Origin of the sequence: Paraburkholderia sp. BR14312, assembly GCF_040948675.1 — a bacterium.
GTDB lineage: Bacteria > Pseudomonadota > Gammaproteobacteria > Burkholderiales > Burkholderiaceae > Paraburkholderia > Paraburkholderia nodosa_A.
On sequence record NZ_JBFPKI010000013.1, the window covers coordinates 137,447 to 158,504 of the forward strand.

Annotated in this window: 20 protein-coding genes; 10 read left to right on the top strand and 10 right to left on the bottom strand. The window is 65.0% G+C overall.

The annotated features are described in order from the left end of the window. Positions 1 to 2 precede the first annotated feature (2 nt). A complete protein-coding gene (locus tag AB3X98_RS31890) occupies positions 3 to 1,610 on the bottom strand; it encodes a carboxyl transferase domain-containing protein (protein ID WP_368605478.1) in 1,608 nt (535 codons plus the stop codon). Between the two features lie 35 nt (positions 1,611 to 1,645). Continuing rightward, positions 1,646 to 2,827, bottom strand: coding sequence for an isovaleryl-CoA dehydrogenase (locus tag AB3X98_RS31895; protein WP_342946745.1), 1,182 nt, complete (start codon positions 2,825 to 2,827; stop codon positions 1,646 to 1,648). Positions 2,828 to 3,021: 194 nt separating this feature from the next. Here AB3X98_RS31895 and AB3X98_RS31900 point away from each other — a divergent pair, with 194 nt between their 5' ends. The 3 genes from AB3X98_RS31900 (at position 3,022) to AB3X98_RS31910 (ending at position 5,219) form a co-directional block, all read left to right on the top strand. Beyond that, complete coding sequence (locus tag AB3X98_RS31900; protein WP_069261702.1) at positions 3,022 to 3,747, top strand: TetR/AcrR family transcriptional regulator; 726 nt, start codon at positions 3,022 to 3,024, stop codon at positions 3,745 to 3,747. 508 nt (positions 3,748 to 4,255) lie between these two features. After that, positions 4,256 to 4,645, top strand: a complete 390-nt coding sequence (locus AB3X98_RS31905) for a hypothetical protein (RefSeq protein WP_069261701.1) — start codon at positions 4,256 to 4,258, stop codon at positions 4,643 to 4,645. 25 nt (positions 4,646 to 4,670) lie between these two features. After that, entirely contained in the window at positions 4,671 to 5,219 is a 549-nt protein-coding gene (locus AB3X98_RS31910; RefSeq protein ID WP_069261700.1) for a glycine zipper family protein, read from the top strand. 87 nt (positions 5,220 to 5,306) lie between these two features. Here AB3X98_RS31910 and AB3X98_RS31915 read toward each other — a convergent pair whose 3' ends face one another. Further along, positions 5,307 to 8,480, bottom strand: coding sequence for a transglycosylase domain-containing protein (locus AB3X98_RS31915; protein ID WP_368605477.1), 3,174 nt, complete (start codon positions 8,478 to 8,480; stop codon positions 5,307 to 5,309). Between the two features lie 225 nt (positions 8,481 to 8,705). Here AB3X98_RS31915 and AB3X98_RS31920 point away from each other — a divergent pair, with 225 nt between their 5' ends. Both AB3X98_RS31920 and AB3X98_RS31925 read left to right on the top strand, forming a co-directional pair. After that, a complete protein-coding gene (locus AB3X98_RS31920; protein ID WP_069261699.1) occupies positions 8,706 to 9,038 on the top strand; it encodes a hypothetical protein in 333 nt (110 codons plus the stop codon). A gap of 219 nt (positions 9,039 to 9,257) precedes the next feature. Continuing rightward, a complete protein-coding gene (locus AB3X98_RS31925; RefSeq protein ID WP_069261885.1) occupies positions 9,258 to 9,527 on the top strand; it encodes a hypothetical protein in 270 nt (89 codons plus the stop codon). A 107-nt stretch (positions 9,528 to 9,634) separates the two neighbouring features. On the opposite strand, the gene AB3X98_RS31930 is transcribed toward AB3X98_RS31925, so the two are convergent. Continuing rightward, entirely contained in the window at positions 9,635 to 10,369 is a 735-nt protein-coding gene (locus AB3X98_RS31930) for a response regulator transcription factor (RefSeq protein ID WP_342946748.1), read from the bottom strand. 373 nt (positions 10,370 to 10,742) lie between these two features. Between AB3X98_RS31930 and AB3X98_RS31935 the strand changes: the two genes are divergently transcribed. After that, positions 10,743 to 12,044: an MFS transporter gene (locus AB3X98_RS31935; RefSeq protein ID WP_368605476.1), complete on the top strand. Its 1,302-nt coding sequence runs from the start codon at positions 10,743 to 10,745 to the stop codon at positions 12,042 to 12,044. Positions 12,045 to 12,170: 126 nt separating this feature from the next. Then, on the top strand, positions 12,171 to 13,640 hold the full coding sequence (locus AB3X98_RS31940; RefSeq protein WP_368605475.1) for an MFS transporter: 1,470 nt from the start codon (positions 12,171 to 12,173) through the stop codon (positions 13,638 to 13,640). 25 nt (positions 13,641 to 13,665) lie between these two features. Here AB3X98_RS31940 and AB3X98_RS31945 read toward each other — a convergent pair whose 3' ends face one another. The 3 genes from AB3X98_RS31945 to AB3X98_RS31955 form a co-directional block, all read right to left on the bottom strand. Then, positions 13,666 to 13,935, bottom strand: a complete 270-nt coding sequence (locus AB3X98_RS31945; RefSeq protein WP_069261695.1) for a hypothetical protein — start codon at positions 13,933 to 13,935, stop codon at positions 13,666 to 13,668. Between the two features lie 70 nt (positions 13,936 to 14,005). Continuing rightward, complete coding sequence (locus AB3X98_RS31950; protein ID WP_368605474.1) at positions 14,006 to 14,440, bottom strand: DoxX family protein; 435 nt, start codon at positions 14,438 to 14,440, stop codon at positions 14,006 to 14,008. Positions 14,441 to 14,686: 246 nt separating this feature from the next. Beyond that, positions 14,687 to 14,848 carry a hypothetical protein gene (locus tag AB3X98_RS31955; protein ID WP_233884330.1) on the bottom strand — a complete coding sequence of 54 codons (162 nt, stop codon included), beginning with the start codon at positions 14,846 to 14,848 and terminating at the stop codon, positions 14,687 to 14,689. A 188-nt stretch (positions 14,849 to 15,036) separates the two neighbouring features. On the opposite strand from AB3X98_RS31955, the gene AB3X98_RS31960 reads away from it, so the two are divergent. Then, positions 15,037 to 15,867: a helix-turn-helix domain-containing protein gene (locus AB3X98_RS31960; protein WP_368605473.1), complete on the top strand. Its 831-nt coding sequence runs from the start codon at positions 15,037 to 15,039 to the stop codon at positions 15,865 to 15,867. Between the two features lie 70 nt (positions 15,868 to 15,937). Here the strand turns inward: AB3X98_RS31960 and AB3X98_RS31965 are convergent, their stop codons facing one another. Further along, entirely contained in the window at positions 15,938 to 16,399 is a 462-nt protein-coding gene (locus tag AB3X98_RS31965; RefSeq protein ID WP_368605472.1) for a universal stress protein, read from the bottom strand. Positions 16,400 to 17,311: 912 nt separating this feature from the next. Between AB3X98_RS31965 and flhD the strand changes: the two genes are divergently transcribed. After that, positions 17,312 to 17,632: a flagellar transcriptional regulator FlhD gene (gene flhD / locus AB3X98_RS31970; RefSeq protein ID WP_028202636.1), complete on the top strand. Its 321-nt coding sequence runs from the start codon at positions 17,312 to 17,314 to the stop codon at positions 17,630 to 17,632. A gap of 11 nt (positions 17,633 to 17,643) precedes the next feature. After that, positions 17,644 to 18,246, top strand: a complete 603-nt coding sequence (gene flhC, locus AB3X98_RS31975; protein WP_368605471.1) for a flagellar transcriptional regulator FlhC — start codon at positions 17,644 to 17,646, stop codon at positions 18,244 to 18,246. Between the two features lie 161 nt (positions 18,247 to 18,407). Here the strand turns inward: flhC and AB3X98_RS31980 are convergent, their stop codons facing one another. Beyond that, positions 18,408 to 19,733 (bottom strand): Nramp family divalent metal transporter, encoded by a 1,326-nt coding sequence (locus AB3X98_RS31980; protein WP_368605470.1) that lies wholly within the window; start codon positions 19,731 to 19,733, stop codon positions 18,408 to 18,410. Between the two features lie 52 nt (positions 19,734 to 19,785). Then, entirely contained in the window at positions 19,786 to 20,976 is a 1,191-nt protein-coding gene (locus AB3X98_RS31985) for an acyl-CoA dehydrogenase family protein (protein WP_368605469.1), read from the bottom strand. Between the last annotated feature and the right edge of the window lie 82 nt (positions 20,977 to 21,058).

Below are 21,058 nucleotides of genomic sequence, written 5' to 3' on the forward strand. Positions count from 1 at the left end.
CATCACATGCGGAACACGCCGAAGCGCGTCTCTTCGATCGGCGCGTTCATCGTGGCGGAAAGACCGAGACCGAGTACGTCGCGCGTTTGCGCCGGGTCGATCACGCCGTCGTCCCACAGGCGTGCGCTCGCGTAATACGGATGGCCCTGCAGTTCGTATTGATCGCGAATCGGCTGCTTGAATGCGTTTTCCTCTTCGGCACCCCATGTGCCGCCCTTCGCTTCGATGCCGTCGCGGCGCACCGTGGCGAGCACGGATGCGGCCTGCTCGCCGCCCATCACCGAGATACGCGCGTTCGGCCACATCCACAGGAAGCGCGGCGAATACGCGCGGCCGCACATGCCGTAGTTGCCCGCACCGAACGAACCGCCGATGATCACCGTGAACTTCGGCACCTTTGCCGTGGCCACGGCAGTCACCATCTTCGCGCCATTGCGCGCAATGCCCTCGTTTTCGTACTTGCGGCCCACCATGAAGCCCGTGATGTTCTGCAGGAACACCAGTGGGATCTTGCGCTGGCAGCACAGCTCGATGAAGTGCGTGCCCTTTAACGCCGATTCGGAAAACAGAATGCCGTTGTTCGCGACGATGCCGACCGGGTGGCCCCAGATGTGCGCAAAGCCGGTCACGAGCGTGGTGCCGTAGCGCGCCTTGAATTCGTCCAACGCCGAGTCGTCCACGATGCGGGCGATCACCTCGCGCACGTCGAAGGGCTTGCGCGTATCCATTGGAATCACGCCGTACAGGCTTTTCGCGTCGAAGCGCGGCGGCAGCGGCTCGCGCAGCACCACGGGCGGCGTTTTCGTGCGGTTCAGATTGCCGACGATCGAACGCGCAATGGCCAACGCATGCGCATCGTTCTGCGCGAGATGGTCGACCACGCCGGACAGGCGCGTATGGACGTCGCCGCCGCCCAGATCCTCGGCGCTCACTTCCTCGCCCGTCGCCGCCTTCACGAGCGGCGGGCCGCCAAGGAAAATCGTGCCCTGGTTCTTCACGATGATCGACTCGTCGCTCATGGCCGGCACATACGCGCCGCCCGCCGTGCACGAGCCCATCACCACCGCAATCTGCGGAATACCCTGCGCAGAGAGATTCGCCTGGTTGTAAAAGATGCGGCCGAAGTGATCGCGGTCCGGAAACACCTCGTCCTGATTCGGCAGGTTCGCGCCGCCCGAATCGACGAGATACACGCAGGGCAGGTTGTTTTCCTGGGCGATTTCCTGCGCGCGCACGTGCTTCTTCACCGTGACCGGATAGTACGTGCCGCCCTTTACCGTGGCGTCGTTGCAGACGATCACGCATTCCTGCCCCGCAATGCGCCCGATGCCCGTGATGATGCCCGCGCCCGGCGCGTCGTCGTTGTACATGCCGTAGGCCGCGAGCTGCGAGAACTCCAGAAACGGCGTGCCCGGATCGACCAGTTGCGCGATGCGATCGCGCGGCAGCAGCTTGCCGCGCGAGAGGTGCTTGTCGCGCGCGGCCTCGCCGCCGCCCAGCGCAAGCTTCTGGATCTTCTCGCGCAGGTCCGCGACGAGCGCTTCGAGTGCCGCGGTATTGGCCTTGAAGTCGTCCGAACGCGGATTGAGCTTCGATTCGATGACCGGCATCCCGTCCTCCCTTCGTTACCGTGAGTTGCTTAGGATTACATGGTTTCCGCGAACAGCTCGCGGCCGATCAACATGCGGCGAATCTCGCTCGTGCCCGCGCCGATTTCGTAGAGCTTCGCGTCGCGCCAGAGACGTCCGACCGGATACTCGTTGATATAGCCATTGCCGCCCAGAATCTGGATCGCTTCGCCGGCCATCCACGTTGCCTTTTCTGCGGTGTAGAGAATCACGCCCGCGCAGTCCTTGCGCACCTGGCGCACGTGGTCCCGGCCAAGCGTGTCGAGCTGGCGGCCCACCGCGTAGAGATAGGCGCGGCACGCCTGGTAGGTCGTATAGAGGTCCGCGACCTTGCCCTGGATGAGCTGGAATTCGCCGATGGCCTGACCGAACTGCTTGCGATCGTGGATGTACGGCACGACCGCGTCCATGACCGCCGCCATGATGCCGGTGGGGCCGCCCGCCAGCACGGCGCGCTCGTAGTCGAGGCCGCTCATCAGCACTTTCACGCCGCCGTTGAGCTGGCCGAGGATGTTCTCTTCGGGCACTTCCACGTCCTGGAACACCAGTTCGCCCGTGTGCGAACCGCGCATGCCGAGCTTGTCGAGCTTCTGCGCAACCGAAAAGCCCTTCATGCCCTTCTCGACGATGAACGCCGTAATGCCGCGCGAACCCGCTTCAGGATCGGTTTTCGCGTAGACGACCAGCGTGTCGCAATCCGGGCCGTTGGTGATCCACATCTTCGTGCCGTTGAGCACGTAGCGGTCGCCCTTCTTTTCGGCGCGCAGCTTCATGCTCACGACGTCCGAGCCGGCGTTGGGCTCGCTCATGGCGAGTGCGCCGACGTGCTCGCCGGAAACGAGCTTCGGCAGATATTTACGCTTTTGCGCCTCGGTGCCGTTGCGGTGGATCTGGTTCACGCACAGGTTCGAATGCGCGCCGTACGAAAGGCCGACCGATGCGGACGCGCGCGAGATTTCTTCCATCGCGACCATGTGCGCCGTGTAGCCCATATTCGCGCCGCCGTATTCCTCGGAAACCGTCATGCCGAGCACGCCCAGGTCGCCGAACTTGCGCCAGAGGTCCATCGGGAACTGGTCGGTGCGGTCGATTTCGCCCGCGCGCGGCGCGATTTCCTTCGCCGCGAAGCCAGCGATGCTGTCGCGCAGCATTTCGACTTCCTCGCCAAGCGGGAACTGCAAACCGGGTACGTTGCTCATGTGTGTCTCCAGGGAATCTCGAACCGGGCGTAGCTTCGCCCCATGGACGCACATTTCACGCCAGATTTACGTTAACGTCAATAGGTATTTCTGAGTGACGCTCAAGTTTTCATGGCGATGAAATTTCCCTGTCTGGCGGCGTTTTTTTCGCGGATAATCGATTCCATCCTGACGTAAATTGAATCAAGCTCAATATGGAAGCCGTTGCCCGGAAAGCCGTCCTGCCCGCGTCGCGCCGCCAGCCGGCGGGCCGCAAGTCGCAGCAGCGTGTGCGCGAGATCCTGCAGGCGGGGCGCGAAGTGTTCTCGGAAAAAGGGTACGCACGCGCCACCACGGCCGAGATCGCCCAGCGCCTTGGTGTGTCCGAGGCGACGGTGTTCAGCTACTTCCGGGGCAAACGGGAGCTGTGCGCGCGCGTGATCGGCGATTGGTATGACGAATCGATCGCCGCGATCGAAGGCGGCCTGCCGCGCGACGGCACCGTGCGCCAGCAGTTTGCATTCATCGTGCGCATGCATCTGCAGTTGATGCTGGAGAGCGGCACCGGTATCTGCGAACTAGTGCTCTCGGAAGGCCGCACGCGGCACCACGATCTGAGCGAAGCGCTCGTGGAAATGCAGCGCCGCTACACGGCGCCGCTCATGCGCGTGCTGGCGCGCGGCCAGGAAAGCGGACAGATCCGCAACGACCTGCCGCTGCGGCTACTGCGTTCGCTGGTATTCGGGCCCATGGAGCATGTGCTGTGGGACGCGACGCTCGCCAACCGCCGCACGGACATCGACGCTACGGCAGAACGCCTCGTAGACGCACTCTGGTCCGCACTGCAGCCGCCCAACCTCGAACTCGCCGCGCTCGCGCAGTTCAGCCAGGACGTGGGCGAAGCCGTGCGCCGGCTCGAGCGCGAACGCGCCGCGCGCTAGGCGGCGCGCCCTGGCGGTCGATCAGACGGCCGCCTCCTCGGCCACGCGCGCGCAGAGCGAAGCGGGGTCGAGGAGCATCAGCGTGCCCTTGCCCGGCGGTCATAGCCGCCAGCGTCAGGTCGCGGCCCACGACATGAGCAGCGAAGTCGCGACAAGACCAGCAAAACATCTATTCATGTCGGATTCCTTATTAATTGCGAGACCAGGGCGGCGTGCGATAAGGGCGAAGTGCGAAGAGTCGATATCGATCTATCCAATTATTACAGCCCGTCGACGCGCGCTCGCGCCTCATTGCACGCTTTTCTGTGAAATATGGAGCGCGATGCGAGCCGTTGCGCGCCGTACGCACTACGGCCACCCTTCGCGCCCCATCAGCCCCGAGCCTTCTGTAACAACTCGAAAAATCGGTGCAACTCGCGTAATTGCATTGGTTCCCGCAATGTCTTAGCGTTCGATAATCGGCTGGCGCGCGCCGTTGCTCCGGCCTGCCCGTTTCTGGAGATCGTGTGTGAGAAGGTCGAAACTGTTTCTCGGGGCCGCTGCGGCCGCGCTTCTCAGCGTGTGCGGCGTAGCACAGGCGGCGCGTGTCGGCGTGTATTTCGGCGCCGGCGTGCCGTATTACTACCCGGTCGCGCCCGCGCCCTACTATTACGCGCCGGCGCCCGTCATCGTCGCGCCGCCGCCGCAGGCGCCCGACTACATCGAGCAGGGGCAGGCCCCCGCGATGGACCCGCAGCAAGGCCCCGTCAACGCAGCGCCTGGCGATGCAGCGGGCGACCAGCAGGCGAACGCCGACACCTGGTATTACTGCGACGAGTCGAAAACCTACTATCCGTATGTGAAGCAATGTTCGTCGGGCTGGCGCGCGGTTCCCGCCCAGCCGGCGCCGTCGAACTAGAAACCTTGAAAATATCGAGCCGCACATGAAATACACGTATCTCGCGCTACTCGCCACAGCGGGGCTGCTGAGCGCATGCGCCGTGACGCCCACGGGGCCGAGCGTGATGGCCCTACCTGGCACGGGCAAGACTTTCGATCAGTTCCGTGCCGACGACGCGAACTGCCGCCAGTTCGCTTTCCAGCAGGTAGGCGGCGTCACATCGAACCAGGCGGCAACCGGTGCCGGCGTGGGCAGCGCCGTGGTCGGTACGGCGCTCGGCGCTGCCGCGGGCGCCGCATTTGGCGGCGGCCACGGCGCGGCCATCGGCGCGGGCGCGGGCCTGCTGGCGGGCAGCGCGGTGGGCATGGGCAACGCACAGGGTTCCGCATGGGACGTGCAGCGCCGCTACGACTACGCTTATCTGCAATGCATGTACGCCACCGGCAACCGCATCCCGGCGCCCGGCAACATGACGATGTCGCAGCCTCAGCAGTTCCAGGCGCCTCAGCAGCAGTTCCAGACAGCGCCGCAACCGCGTTATTTGCCGCCGCCCCCGCCGGGGTCGCCGCCTCCGCCGCCGAGCGGATACTGAAGCGGATATAGACCGCATTAGGAAGAACGCGAGGCTGACGCAATTGCGTCAGCCTCGCGTTTTGCTTTGGATTCCGAATAAGCTGAATCAGTGCGCGTCGTCGAATTCGAGCGCGTTGCCGTTCCACACCACACGGCGCATTTCGCCCGACTGCGGGTCGATGAGCGTCATCTGCTGCGCGGCGTGGACGGGATCGGGCTTCTCACGGCGGTCCGTCGCCGAGCTGGATTCGAGCAGCGGCTGCAACACCGGCGCGAGCGACTTCAGCAGTTGCACGGACAGCGCACTCGTGAACGTATAGCGCGCCGCGTACGGCTCATGCACCCATGCCGTAAGCGTGCCGTAGAAGCGGTTGCCGATCACGAACACGAAGGTCGCGCTCCGGTTCACCTTGCGCGATTCGATGAGCCGCGCGCCCGGCGCGTACACGTTGAAGCGCTGGTCGCCGGTTCCCGTCTTGCCGTAGACCGGCAGCGTCTTGCCGTCGGGGAGCGTCATACCGTCGGCGAGGCGCTTGGCGGTGCCGCCCTCCACCACCGACGTCAGCAACTCGCGCACCACTTGAGAAATTTCCGGTGAGATCAGCGCTTGCGGCTGCGCGGACGCATGAACGAAGTGCGTCTCGTAAGGCGTGCCGCGCGCGAAGTCGAGCGATTCGAAGCTATGCGTCGGCAGCTTTTCGCCATTGCTCGAAATCAGGCCGATAAGCTGCGCGAGCGCTGCGGGGCGGTCGCCCGAAGCACCGATTGCCGCGCCATAAGAAGGCGTAATGTTGTCGAACGGATAACCGACCGCGCGCCAGGACTTGCCGATCGCGTCATACGCGCGCAGCTCGATCATGTGGCGAATGCGCCGGTTCTGGGTCACGTGATACTTCGTCTTGAAGAGCCAGCTGTAGGTGTAAAGGCGCGTGTCGCGGCTCTCCTGCTGGACCTGCGCAAGCGTTGCATCCGGGTGCAGGCGCATGTAATTCAGCAGCCACAATTCGAGCGGATGAATGCCCGCGATATAGCCGCGGTCGTTGAGGTTGAATTTGTCGACGGCGTACTTGTCGTAGTAGCGCGCAAGGTCTTCGTCATCGAGCCATTGGAACTTCGTGTTCTTGAGTTGCGCGCGCATCTGTGCATCGAACCACGGCAGTTTGCCGTCGGGTTTCACGCTGCGCAGCACGGTCGCAATGCGCGCCGGGCCCTTGCGCGTGTGCTGCAGCAGGATCGCGAGCGCTTCGTCGTTGCTCTTGCCCGCGTAGCGCGTGTAGAAGCGCTTCATGTAGACCTGGCTCTCACCATCGGCAAACTGCGTGAGAAAACGCGTGCGCACGACAGGATCGTCGAGCCATTGCGCGGGCGGCCCCGAAGTCTGGATCATCTCGTAGTGAACGATGTCGCGCATGAGCCGCACGAACACCAGATTCACGGAATGCTGGAACGCGCGATGCACAGTCAGAATCTGCGCGTTGTCGCTCGACTCGAAATTGTTGAAGCTCTGCGCGCCGCCGCCGGTGTAGAACGTCTCGCCGGGACTGGCCGAGTACTTGCGCTCAACGGCCGCTTCCAGCATGGAATGCAGCGAGCGGTCGGAGGTCTTCGAGAGATAGTCGATCGCCCAGCGCGTGAGCGCGTCGCTCGGATCGACTTGCGGCAGCATCGCGCGCAACGACTTTGTGTCGTCGGCCGCGTAGCGCGCGTGCAGCGCGCTCACGATCTGCAGATACGTCACGAGCGTGCGCAGCTTCGCCGTCGACCCCAGATTCAGGCGCGCGCCCGAATTGATGTCGAACGGCTGGTTCACGCTGTCCGTTTGCACGCGCACGAGGTTCTCACCGCTGCTGCGCTCGAACAGCGTGAAGCTATAGGCGATCTTCGAAGGATCGTCGGACGGGCGCAGCATCTCGAAGCCGACCAGACCCGCCTGGCGCGCGCCGTCCTTCGTCGCGGCATCGGCGAGGCGGTCGCTCACGGCCTGCTGCACGCTGTCGACGAGCGTGGCCGTGGCGGTCAGATCGAGGCGGTCGAGGTCGTAAAGCGTCTTCAGCCCCAGCGCCTGCATGAGCTGGGTGCGCAGCGTCAGCACCGCCTTGCGCTCCACGAAGGAAACCGGCACACGCTGCGACGGCTTCGAGCGGTCGAGCGTAAGCTGCGTGCCGAGCGCGGCGTCGCGCAGCGCCGGCGTAATCACGCCGCCGGCGCCGAGCAGGCGGATATAGCTGTCGGTCAGCTTCGCGAGCGCCTCGTTGTTCTTTTGCAGGAAATACGAAGGCGCGCGCTGGGCGATCAGCAGCGAGAGCACCTGGCGGAACGCCAGCGCCTGCGCGTCGAGCGTCTCAGGCGTCAGCGGCGCGCGCAGGATGCGATTGACTTCGCGGAAGTCGCGGCCATACCAGGCGGCGAGGCCGTCGCCGAGACCGTTGACTTCGCCCACGCCCGGCTTGGCGGAGAGCGGCACCGAATTCAGGTAGCGCACGAGAATCTGCTGGCGCGCGGGCATCGTCTGCGGGCCGTCCAGATACGCGCGCAGCGACGCGGACGCGATCTGGCGCAGCTTCTCCGGCGGCGTGGAGGTGCGACCGCCCGTCGAGTGCCGGAACTTCTCGATCTGCGTGGCGAGCGTGCTGCCGCCCGGCGTTTGCTGATGCTGGTTCACGAGGCGCGCACCCTGGTCGACGAGCGCCCGGCTAAAGCGCCCCCAGTCGATGGCCGGGTTGCGGTTCGGCTGGTCCTGGGCGAGCAGATATTTGTCTTCGATGAAAAGCAGCGAGTCGCGCACCACGGCCGGCACCGCGTCGAAATTCTCGTACGCGCGCTGCGGATAACGCGTATGGAAAAGCGTCGCACCGGAAGCGTCGCGCAGCACGATGCCGGCCTGGTCCTTTTCTTCGAATGGCAGGAAAAGCCCCTGGTCGGCGACGGCGATCATGCGATCTGAATCGCGCGCCTGCGCGGCGATCGCGAAACCGCGTTCCGCAAGCCGGTTCTCGAAGGTGGGCAGCTGCGCATAACCGAGCCGCACGTCGTACGGCCCGTTCGTGGTGGGAAAGCGGATGTTGTGGCTCGGCCCGTTCTCGACCGTAAAGCCGATGTCGCGCGTGAGTTCGGAGAGATAGCGCGCCTGCAGGCGCGACGTGTCGATTTCGATCTGAACGATGCGCGCGATGATGACGAGGGCGGCCAGAAACGCGACGACGAATCCCCACTTGACCCACCTGAAGAGTGAGCCAGCGCCAGCGGCGCGAACAGGAAAGCGTACCGATGGGCGGTTCATGCGTATTCTCCTGACGTCACGTCAGATTTCCAGACGGCACCCCTTAAATAGTCTATCTCGCTCCGTAGGTTCTTGCGCGCCAGTATGTAGGGCTTCGCACGCACGTCGCACTGCCGCAACACGGATGCCCGGCGCGTGACAGTTTTGCGGCATGTTGCGCCGGCGCCGTGGCACGGGACATGCTCCCGATATAATGATTGGCTACTTCGTTGGATACCGGGAAATATGAAGAAGCTTGCCGTGCCCCTTGCCCTTTCGCTCGCGCTCGGCGCGTGCGCGTGGTTTCAGAGCAATCCGGACGCCGGTCAGCCGGTCATCGATTCCACAACCAACCGGTCGGTCCAGGATGTCATCTCGTGCCTGACCGTCGAAGCCTCGCGTCACGGCGCCAGCTTCACCACCTCGCCGCTGCCGCAAGGCCAGATGCTCGAGTTCGGCGACTCGAACGTCATCAAGGTTCGCACCGATAACGGCGCGACGACCTACCGTTATTACGCCGGCAAACGCCACGCCTCGAACCTGTGGATCGAAGGCGCGAGTAAAACCTGCGCGCCTTGAACATTTGACAGGCCGTTTTTGCCGGGTCGCTTTGCGCGGCGCTTCGCCGCGCCTTCGCGCCCTTTCAATTACAGCCTTTTACATCGATACGCGCCGTGTAGCGCGATGACACATTTTCGCCGGGCGTTTTAAGAATCGCTTAAGTCTTCGTCCGCATCATCGCTTCACCCAAAAGAAACGAGCGCTGCAGGAGGTTCCGTGAAACAGCAAGACCCGCAAATCCAGGCGACAAACCAGGTCGACAGCGAGGCCGCGCCCGGCGCGAAGCCCGCTCGCCGCACCTTGTTGCGCCGGTTGCTGAGCCACCACGAGCTTGCGACCCTCCTGTTGCTGCTGCATGCGCCGATCGACGCGCACGCCAAACCGGAGATTCCGATGCTCAAGGAAGCCGGCCTCGTCGAGCAAGTCCAGGACGACGCCGGGGACCCGCGCATCCGCCTGACGAAGGAAGGCAACGCCGTGCTGCAAGGACTCGGCCTCGCACGCTGAGGTTGCCGCGCGCGGCGCGTAACGCACCAGCCAAAAAAGACGGCGGCACGCCAAGCGTGCCGCCGTCTTTTTTTATCGAACGACAGAATGATTCGCCGCGCTACCCCTCAAGCCGACTCGAGCCCCGCGCCTTCGGCGGCGAGCGCCTCACTTTCATCCTGCAGGCACAACAGCCGGTAGCCGCTCTTGTACACCGGCTGCAGCCGAAACCCGTTCGGCGTGTCGATCTCCAGCACCAGACGCAGCCGCGACACGTGGCTGTCGATCGTGCGGGTCAAGGTCTGCAACTCGCGCCCCCACACCATCGCGTAGATGTGATCGCGCGAGAGCATGCGCCCGATATTCGAGAAGAACAGCGCAGCCAGCCGGTATTGCGTGGTCGAGAGCAGCACAGGCTTGCCGTGCACGCTGACCGCCTGATGCCGCAAGTCGAAGCGATAGGGGCCGGCGTCGATCGTCAGGTTCTCGAACCGGTCGGGAAACGCGCGGCGCAGGAGCGCGTTCACGCGAGCGCGCAGCACCGAAGGGCAAACCGGCAGGCACACGTAGTCGTCGGCGCCGATAGAAAACGCTCGCACCACGTTCTCGTCGGAGGCGTCCTCCGAGACGAACAGCACCGGAAGCTGGCTGCCGTTCACGGCCCGCAAGGTTCTCAGCAGTTCGGCGCCGGCGATCTGCGAGCCCTGCCAGTCGAGCAGGAGCATATCGACCGTCGATGCGGCCAAGGTCCTGGCAAGCAGGAGTGCGTCGCTGGACGCAACGCAGGCGTGACCGCATTGCGTCAGCACGCGCTCGAGCTGCTGGCGATGGTCAGCGTCGCGCTGGAGGATCGCGATACGCATGGTGGGGGCCCCTGATGGATCGATGATGAAACCGGGCAATTTTGTGGATATGTGCAAAATCTGCCCATCGGACGAGTCCGAATTCCAGAGCGCTTCGCCGTTTTCCCCCAGCGGCGCGCGAGCGTCCTGACGGGCCGCGCATCGGGCAGCTCCCGGGCTTCCTGTAGAATCGCGCACTGGCCTGAAGTCGTCGCACGTCCGCCCACCCTCGCGGACGCGCTGTTGCCGTGCCCCACCCCTGCGCCCGCCTATCCGACGACCGCCGCCCCCGCGCCACGCGCGCACCAGGCAAATTCTGGCCATCCCGGACGTCCACGCGTTCCGCACGCGCTACATACAACGTCGTACATAACAACACCCTGGTTTTTCGGAAATGCAAGCAACAGAAATTGGCGTGCGCACGCCTGCCGCTGCGCGCGCGCTCACCCGCAGCGACTACAAGACGCTCGGGCTCGCCGCACTCGGCGGCGCCCTCGAGTTCTACGACTTCATCATCTTCGTATTCTTCGCGCCGGCTATCGGCCAGTTGTTCTTCCCCGCAACGATTCCCGACTGGCTGCGCCAGTTGCAGACTTTCGGCATCTTCGCGGCGGGCTACCTCGCGCGGCCGCTCGGCGGCATCGTCATGGCGCACTTCGGCGACCTGCTCGGCCGCAAGCGCATGTTCACGCTCTCCGTGCTGCTGATGGCGCTGCCCACGCTCGCCATGGGCTGCCTGCCCACCTACGCGACGATCGGCGTGCTCGCTCCCGTGCTGCTGCTCGCGCTGCGCGTGCTGCAAGGCGCGGCCGTGGGCGGCGAGGTGCCGGGGGCGTGGGTGTTCGTCTCCGAGCACGTGCCGCGCCGCCATATCGGCTATGCATGCGGCACGCTCACGGCGGGCCTCACGTTCGGCATCCTGCTCGGCTCGCTGATCGCCGCGGCGGTCAATCATCACTACGCCCCGGGCGACATCGCCGCGTATGCCTGGCGCATTCCGTTCCTGATTGGCGGGCTGTTCGGCATGTTCTCGGTGTATCTGCGCCAGTGGCTGCACGAAACGCCGGTGTTCGCGGAGATGAAGGCGCGCAAGTCGCTCGCCGACGAAATCCCGCTCAAGGCCGTGCTGCGCGACCACGGCCGCGCCGTGATCGTCTCGATGCTGCTCACGTGGATGCTTTCGGCCGCCATCGTCGTCGTGATCCTGATGACGCCGCCGCTCCTGCAGAAGCAGTTCCATCTCGACGCCACCACGTCGCTGCTCGCGAACTGCCTGGCGACGCTCTTCCTCACGGTGGGCTGCGTGAGCGCGGGCGCGCTCGCGGACCGCTTCGGCGCGCGCCGCGTGCTGGCCATCGGCGGCATCGCTCTCGCGATCGCCTACTACACGATGTTCCGCCAGATCGCCGTGGACAGCTCGATGCTCATGCCGCTCTATGCGCTTTGCGGGCTGCTGGTCGGCACGATCGGCGCGGTGCCCTATGTGATGGTGAACGCGTTTCCGCCCGTGGTGCGCTTCTCGGGCATCTCGTTCTCGTACAACGTGGCATACGCCGTGTTCGGCGGCCTCACGCCGATCGTCGTCGCGCTGCTGATGAAGTCCGCGCCGCTCGCGCCCACCTACTACGTGGCCGCGATCTGCGTGCTCGGTGCGATCACGACGCTGTTCTTCAAGGACGCGCATCGGGTGCAGTAAGTGCGCCCCAGTGCGCACTTACTGCGCACTGAGCGGCCGCCCTTGATCAGACACCATTTTTCGCCGGCTTCGACGATTCACCTCGCGCTGAAACGTCGAAGCCTGCGAGCGCCCTACCATGGGCGCATGAATACCTCACACCCCACCCCAGTCCACTTCACGCCCGCGCTCACGCGTATCGTCGCGACCGTCAGCGTCGGGTTCGTCGTCACGCAGCTCGACGTGACCATCGTCAATATTGCGCTCGCGCGCATCGCAACCGATCTCCACGCGACCGTCGCGGGCCTGCAATGGATCGTCGACGCCTATACGCTCGCCTTCGCCGTGCTGATGCTCTCGGGCGGCGTGCTGGGCGACCGCTACGGCGCACGCCGCCTCTACGCCATCGGGCTCGTGGTGTTCGCCCTCGCCTCGCTGGCCTGCGGGCTCGCGGCCAATCCGGTCATGCTGATTGCCGCCCGCGCGCTGCAGGGCGCGGGCGCGGCGGCCATGCTGCCCAATTCGCTCGCGCTGCTCAACGAAGCGTGCCGCCACGACCGGGCGCTCAGGGCGCGTGCAGTGGGTTTCTGGACCGCCGCCGGCGCCATCTCGATCGCCGCCGGGCCGGTGGCGGGCGGCCTGCTGATCGCGGCGTTCGGCTGGCGCAGCATTTTCCTCGTGAACCTGCCGCTGTGCGCGGCCGGCCTCTGGGCCACGTTCGCCTGGATTCCCGCGCCGCGCCGTCATACGCACGATGCCAGCGCTGCCGGCGCGCCCGCCGTGCGCAGCCTCGACGTGCGCGGCCAGCTGCTCGCCATCGTGGCGCTCACGGCCTTTACCGGCGCCGTGATCGAATGGCGGCCGCTCGGCTTCACGCACTGGGCCGTGGCGGGCGGCTTTGCGCTCGCGCTCGTGGCGGGTCTAGCGTTCGTCTCGCTCGAAGCGCGCGCACACGACCCCATGGTGCCGCTCGCCATGCTGCGCAACCGCACGTTCAGCGCGGCGGTGCTGTTCGGTATCTGCGTGAATCTCACCTATTACGGCACCGTGTTCGTGCTCGCGCTCTATCTGCAGCATGCGCGGGGCGAGACGCCGTTGCAGGCGGGACTCGCGTTCATTCCGCTCACCGCCGGCTTCCTGCTCTCGAACATTGTGAGCGGCCATGTGGTAGCGCATTACGGCACGCGCCGACCGATGATCATCGGCGCGCTGATTGCGGGTGCCGGCTACGCATTGCTGGTCAGCGTGGATGCCGCGACGCCGCTCGCCTTCATGTTGCTCGCCTTCCTGCTGATTCCTTCCGGCATGGGCCTCGCCGTGCCGGCGATGACCACGGCCGTGCTCTCCTCGGTGGAGCCGGCGCGTGCGGGGACGGCCTCGGCGCTGCTCAATACGGCGCGTCAGGCGGGCGGTGCAGTGGGGGTGGCGGCGTTCGGCGCGCTTGCGGGCGGGGCAGGCGCGGCGCAGGTGGTGGCCGGCCTGCGTGCGGAAACCGCGGTCTCGACGGCGCTCCTGCTCACGGCGGCCGGGTTGGCCTGGTTCGTGAGAACCGAACCGGCGCATGCGGACGTGCGCCGCATCGCGCCGGCGCGCGTGAACGAACCGGAATCTCGCTGATGCAACAGCGAACTGGCGTGCCGAACTACAGCGACGCCTCCTGGATCGCACCGGAGTCGATCGCGCGGGCGATCAAACCATCGTTCTGCGCCTTGCGGATGGCGTGAGCGATCAGCTGGTCGGGCTCCTCGAGCTCAGCCTTGAGCGCGCCGATGAGGCCGGTGGCGTCGAGAATCACCAGCGTCTTCGCAGTATCCGCCTCACTGATGAACACGCGCCGCGTGCCGTCTTCCGCAAGGCTCGCGCAGAACTGCCCGGTCTTGCCTGCCACGTTGAAGTCGAAGTTCTGTATCAAGGCCTGCTCCCTCTACACCCGGTTGCCCGGTGGTTGCAATTCGACACTCGCGCTTCGCCACGCGAGGGCGTCAGCCTCGCAGGCCGCCGCCGCGCGGCGCGCGCAGACCATCAATGGAAGCACGTCCCGCGCCCGTCACGGCCAGCAGCAGGAAACCGCCCGCGATCGCCACGTTCTTCCAGAAATGAATGACCGCGTCCTGTTGCGCCGCGGCCTGAGTCATGTTCCAGAAGTCGTGGCCGAGTATCGCCGTCACGATAGCGTACACGGCCAGCAGGAACGCAACCGCGCGCGTGCGCACGCCCAGCACGATCGCAATGCCGCCGAGCAGTTCGACGGCGGTTGCCGCGATCGCGCCATACGAGGCATACGGCACGCCCTTCGAATGCAGGTAGCCGACAAACCCCGCGTATCCCAGCAGCTTCGTGGCACCGCCCCAGAGAAACAGAATGGCGAGCGCGATGCGGGCGATGAAGATGATGAAGGAATCGGCGGGACGGGTCATGGAGGGCTCCGGTATGCAGTATCGGAATGACCGCGGAGCGCACGCTCAGTTCCCTCGACATGAGGCGGCAATGGCAGACGAGCCGGCACGTGGAAAGGCCGCACTGCGTGCCGGAGCGAAACGAACTAACTCGGGAGTTGATTCGGAATGCTATGGAATTTGCCCGCCGCGCCTTGCCGCGATCCGTACGCGATGTACTCGGGCAAACGCCGGGCAAACGCGCAAACCGACGCGGCGCTGGCACGCTCAATGCTTGTGATGCATGCCGTGCGGCCGATGCGCGTCGAGCCAGCGAGTCAGGCGCGCTTCGAGCGTGCCTCTGCTGCGGCGCGACACGGCCCACATAGCCGCACATACCAGCAACATGACGCCTGGTCCGAGCAGATAAGCAACAACGGTTTCCCTCATGGCAGTCTCCTCTGCGCGACGCCACAGTCCGTGAGAATTTTTATTCTAGGCGATAGCGCGGCGCACGGTAAACGTCGTCCACGAATGCAGCAGGGGCGTAAACCCGAGGTTTTCATATATCCGTTGCCGGCCGCTTCTTTACCTCAGACGTAATCGCCTTGTTCTCGCGTTTGGCTAGAATCGGCAGCATGAACACACTCGCTTCCCTCCTCCCCGCCGCGCCGTCCGGCGCCGGGCGCCCCAGCGTCGGCGAGATGCTGCGCGACTGGCGCACGCGCCGGCGCATGAGCCAGTTGCTGCTCGCGACCGAAGCCGAGATTTCGACGCGCCATCTGAGCTTCGTCGAATCGGGCCGCGCGCTGCCGAGCCGCGAGATGGTCATGCATCTGGCCGAGCAGCTCGATGTGCCGCTGCGCGAGCGCAATGCGCTGCTCGTGGCGGCGGGCTATGCGCCGCTCTATCGCGAGCGCGCGCTCGACGACCCGCAACTCGCCGCCGCGCGCGAGGCAGTCGATCTGGTGCTGCGCGGTCACGAACCGTATCCCGCCGTGGCCGTGGACCGCCACTGGAATATCGTCGCGACGAACGGCGCGCTCGCGCCGCTCATCGGCGACGCTTCGCCTGCGCTGCTCGCTGCGCCCATCAACGCGCTGCGTCTATCGCTGCATCCCGAGGGCATGGCGCCGCGCATCGTCAACTGGCACGCGTGGCGAACGCATCTGCTCACGCGCCTGCAACGTCAGATCGACGCGAGCGGCGACCCCGCGCTTGCCGCGCTGCACGAGGAACTCGCGGCGTATTCGCCGCCGCCGGGCGTCGCGAACGTGAGCGCCGAGCCGATCGCGCATCACATTGCCGTGCCGCTGCGCGTGCGCACCGTGCTTGGGGAACTGGCGTTCTATAGCACGACCACCGTGTTCGGCACACCGGTCGACATCACGCTATCGGAGCTAGCGATCGAAGCGTTCTTTCCCGCCGATCCGCAGACCGCTCAGGCATTGCGCGACCGGGCGCCGTGACGCGCGGTCGGCGGCTGCGCCGGGTGCCCCCGATAGCACGTCCGGCGCGGGAGGGCGTGGCGGCGGCGGCTCAGGCCGCCGCTTTCGCGGGCTCCGGGTCCGCCGCGGTAACGACCAGCACGCTGCACGACACGCGGTCGAGCAGCAGGCGGTCGTCGCGCCCATCCCACCAGCGCTTGAGCGGCCCGCGCCGGTGGTGCGCCACCACGATGAGATCGGGCTGGAGTTCCTCGCAGTAGCTTGCGATCACGTCGATCGGCCGGCCCACCACGAAGTGCCCCGTCGCCACGAGCCCCTTGTCCTGCAGGCACGCCACCCCGTCACGCAGAATCTCGCGCGCCGCTTCTTCCGCGGCTTCGAACGGCACGGCGGACGCGATGTCCGTCCCCCATTGCAGCGGCGCCTGGTCGAGCACGGCCAGCAAATGCGTTTGCGCGTGGCATTCGCGTGCAAGGTCGGCACCCTCACGCAAAGCCCGGCGGCCTTCGCGCGTTGCGTCGTAACACAGCAGAATCCTGTTGAACGAGGCCATGATCCCTCCCCCGATGATTCCCGGTGCCGGGCGGGCGAACGCGCCGTACCCGCAATGCCGCTTTATTTATTTTTAGTTATATCACGTTATGATATAACCAGCACATCGACAGTCGTTGTATACGGTATAGGAGGCGCGATGGTTATCGACAACGACTTTGAAATCGCCGGGCCGCTCGTCGCCCGCGTATCGTCGGCGCGCGGGTCGGTCGGGTCGGTCTGTTACTGCCCGGCGCCCTCAACGAAGCAGGGCCCTGGCTGACCTGAAGCGGCAAAAGAACCGCCCCACCCGGATTGCGCGTCGATCGTCGATCGCAAACGTTTCACAAGTGCGATCTTCGCGCAATATCCAGTCCGCATATATTCCGGAAACCAACGGTGCATCCCACCGTCTGCACTCGTAACATCCTGGTTACACATTGCCCTGTTACAGGTCGCCGGGGTCGAAACATCTGTTACAAACTCAATAGTCATAGGTATTAATCGAAAGAGCCGTATTTTTTACCTGTCAACCCAACTCCTTTCTAAACGTTTATTCCACCGGGCGGGCGATTTTTGTCCTTCGATGATTCGTTGCGCACGCAGCGGCGCGTTGGCGAAAACCCTGATAAACCAAGGTGCTACGGCCAGTTTTGGCACCCCGATCAGTGTCACGACGGCTTGTCGCCACCCGGCTTTCAAATTGCAGCAAAACTTACCGAAAATAATTTACAACAGTACGATTATTTTTGATCCGAGGGATTGATTTCTGAGATAAGCCCTCATACAATTCCCTCCAAGGTTGTTACGAGATGTAACAACCTGTATCAAAGAGTCAGATCGAGCCAACGAGCGAAGATCGACCACAAGATCAGAAAAGATACAACGGCGAAAAAGCCGGGGGGTTAAATTCGGGGCTTCGGAAACTAGAGAAATGGACCGTAGCAGCGAGACGCTGGAATCTATCCGCGAAATTAATTTGTCGTATCTGATGCTCGCACAGCGCATGCTGCGCGAGGACAAGCCAGTCGGCATGTTCCGACTGGGACTGTCGTCGGAACTGGCCGATCTGCTTGGCGCTCTGTCGCTCGCGCAGATCGTCAGGTTGGCCTCTTCCGACCAACTTCTCTGTTTTTTCCGCTTCGACGATCATGCAATGTTGTCCGCGCTCACGCAGACTTCGAAGCATGCCGACGTGGCGGCTACCCATGCGGCCATCCTGCTTGCGGGACAGCCGGCTGGTCAATTCGCCTGAGGGTGACGTCCATGACTACGCGGCGCAGCCTCACCGAAGACGCTCAGGAAGTATTCCGCGCGATCGCACTGATCGAGCTGGGCGCGCGCATGCAGGTGCTCGAAAGCGAACTCACGCTCTCGCGCGACCGCATGATCCGCCTGTATCGCGAGATCCGTGGCGTATCGCCGCCCAAAGGTATGCTGCCGTTCTCGGCGGACTGGTACATGACGTGGCTGGCCAACATCCACGCCTCGCTGTTCTATAACACGTACCTGTTCCTCAAGAACGAAGCGCGTTGCTCGCATCTCGACGCGCTCACCAAGGGGTTCCGGCTGTATCTGGAACACTGCCGCCACAGCGGGGCCGAGCCGGCGCTCGACCTCACGCGTGCGTGGACCCTGGTGCGATTTTTCGATGCCGATATTCTGCAGTTGACGCTTTGCTGCCGTTGCGGCGGTAAGTTCGTCGCGCATCGCCACGACCTTCAGCACAACGTCGTGTGCGGCGCATGCCAGCCTCCTTCGCGAGCCGGCAAGACGAAAAAGGCGGCTGCAGCGCGACGGGGCGCCGAGCAGACCGAGAGCGACCTTCCGGCAGTGGTAACGTCGGATGGCATTGCCGAGGCTGCGTAAGCGTAGGAGAGCAGATCCGGACTAACCGGACGCGAGACCAAGACGCGAACCCGTCCGGTGCCTGAGCGCACCGGACGGCGAAGCGCTTTCCGATTGCCGCTTTTGCTTGCCGCCTCTGCGTGCCACCTCTATGGCGCGCGCCTGTTACACCTTTCCCTTCTTTAGTTTCCGCTGAACGTCTGCCAGACGAGCCACAGGTTCGCCGCCGAGATCACGACGAACAGGAACCACGCCAGCAACCGCGTGGGGAGCCGGTTCACGAACTCGCCCATCAGCGCACGATCGTTCGTCATGCGAATGAGCGGCCAGAGTGCGAACGGCAGTTGCAGACTCAGCACCACCTGGCTTGCGACCAGCAGCTTGCCCACCGCGCCGTTGCCGAGCAGCGCGACGCCCGCTAAGGCGGGGATCAACGCGAGCACGCGCGTAATGAGCCGCCGCTGGTAGCACGGAATTTTCATTTGCAGGAAGCCTTCCATGATGACCTGGCCCGCCACGGTGCCCGTGAACGTCGAGCTTTGCCCGGAGGCAAGCAGCGTAATCGCGAACAGCACCGCCGCCGCGCCCGTACCGACGATCGGTGCGAGCAGCTTGTAGGCCTGTTCGATATCGGTGACCTGGGTGTGCCCGTTGGCGTGAAAGGCTGCCGCAGCCAGAATCAGGATGGCCGCGTTGATGAGCAGCGCGATCAGCAGCGAGACGATCGTGTCGAGGCGCGACAGGCCGATGGCCTGAGCGAGGCTCGCACGGTCGCGCTTGACGGCGCGCGTCTGCACGATCGACGAATGCAGGTAGAGGTTGTGCGGCATGATGGTCGCGCCGAGAATGCCGATCGCCAGATACAGCGGCTCCGCCGAGGAAATCGCGTGCCACGACGGCACCGCGCCCGCGAATACCGACGGCCAGTGCGGCTTCACGAGCGCGAGCTGGATCACGTAGCCCAAGCCTATCGTGGCGATGAGCCCGGCCATGATCGCCTCGAGCGAGCGGAAGTTCTTGCCCTTCAAGCCCAGCACGATGAGCGTGTCGAACGCCGTGAGCACCACGCCCACCATCAGCGAGCAGCCCAGCAGCAGGTGGAACGCGAGCGCGCCGCCCAGCACCTCGGCAAGATCGCAGGCGATGATCGAAAGCTCGGCGAGCACCCACTGGCCGAGCGCCACGGGCCTTGAATAGCGCTCGCGCGAAAGCTCCGCGAGATCGCGTTGCGTGACGATGCCAAGACGCATGGAAAGGCATTGCAGCGCGATCGCCGCGAGGCTCGAGAGGACGACCACGAACAACAGGCTGTAACCGAAGCGCGAGCCCGCCTCGATGTCGGTGGCCCAGTTGCCCGGGTCCATGTAGCCGATCGACACCAGCAGGCCAGGACCAGCGAATTGCCAGAACTTCTTCCAGAACGGCGCACGCGGCGAAACCTCGATACTGCCCTGCACTTCGCAAGGGCAAAACGGCGCCGTTGCCGTGGTCGGTAATCGGAACTCCAACGGTTCGATCCTCAAGGGTTGACGCGTCGCGGCACGTGCCGCGATCGAGCCCTCAAGTGTACAGCGTCGGCTGCGGCACTTCTCTCAAGAGCGTATAGCGGCCCACGTCGCGCAGACGGTAGTCGAGCGGATCGTGCAGCGTATGCACGCGCGCATTGCGCCAGAAACGGTCGAGCGCGAGCGCCGCGCCCGTGGCGCGTGCGCCGCACGCCTCGAAAAGCTGCTCGCCGCCCTGGAGCGCGGCGCGGTGCGCGACGATCTTCGCCTCCGAAATCGCCAGCGAGACGCCGGCGCGCGTGGCCGCGCTCAACGCCTCGCCTTCGTCCCACGCGGCGTCGAGCAGCGCGCCCGCACGATCGGCCAGCACCGCCGCCGCGAGCGACTGCACGCGCATTTCGCCGAAGCGCTGCTGCAGGAACGGGTCGTCGGCCACGTGCTGCACGCCCGAATTGACCCACGGGCGGCCGTTCGCGAGCACGTAGGCGCGCGCCTCTTCGAGCGCGCCTTCGGCGAGCCCCACGAAGAGATTCGTCAGCACGCCTTGCGAGACCAGTGTGCGCAGCGTGGCGCGCGGTGTGTCGGGGCGCTGCAATACTTCGGCGGCGCGGACCTCCACGTTCTCGAAAGACACGGTGCCGCTATCGGTCTGACGCTGGCCGATCGGGTCCCAGTCGTCGTGCACCGTGATCCCGGCGCGCGTGGTGGGCACGACCGCGAACACCGGACTGCCCGTGGCGGGATCGTGCGCGCTCACGGTCATCATCTGCGAACCGTAGGTGCCCGAGCAGAATCCTTTCCTGCCATGCAGACGCCAGCCGCCTTCCTTGTCCGGTTGCGCGACGAGCCGTGTGTCGATGGGATTCACGGCATTGCCCCACCACCAGCGATGCTCGACGGTGCCTTGCAGCCAGTTCGTGCGCTGCGCGGCGCTGCCCCACAATGCGACGCTCGCTATTTGCAAACACTGGAAGCCGAGCAGATGCGCAAGCGCGCTGTCGACGCGCGCGAGCGCGCGGATCGTCGCGTAGATATCGCTCCAGCGCACGCCGTCCTCGCCGAACTGCCCGCCGAATTCGCGCGGCACCGCGAGCGTGAGCAGCCCGGCGTCGGCTATGCGCTGCTTTTCGGCGGCCGCGTGGCCGCCTGCGAGATCGCGTTGCGCGGCGCTCGCGCGCAGCGCTTCGAGCAGCGCGGCGAAACGCGCGTCCTGTTCCTGCCCGCGTGGGCGCTGTGCCTCGTTCATACCCATAGTTCCCGAATGTGATGCCCGAAAAACGAAGCGCGCAGCAAGGGCGCTGCGCGCGTCATGTCGAACGGCTTGCGCC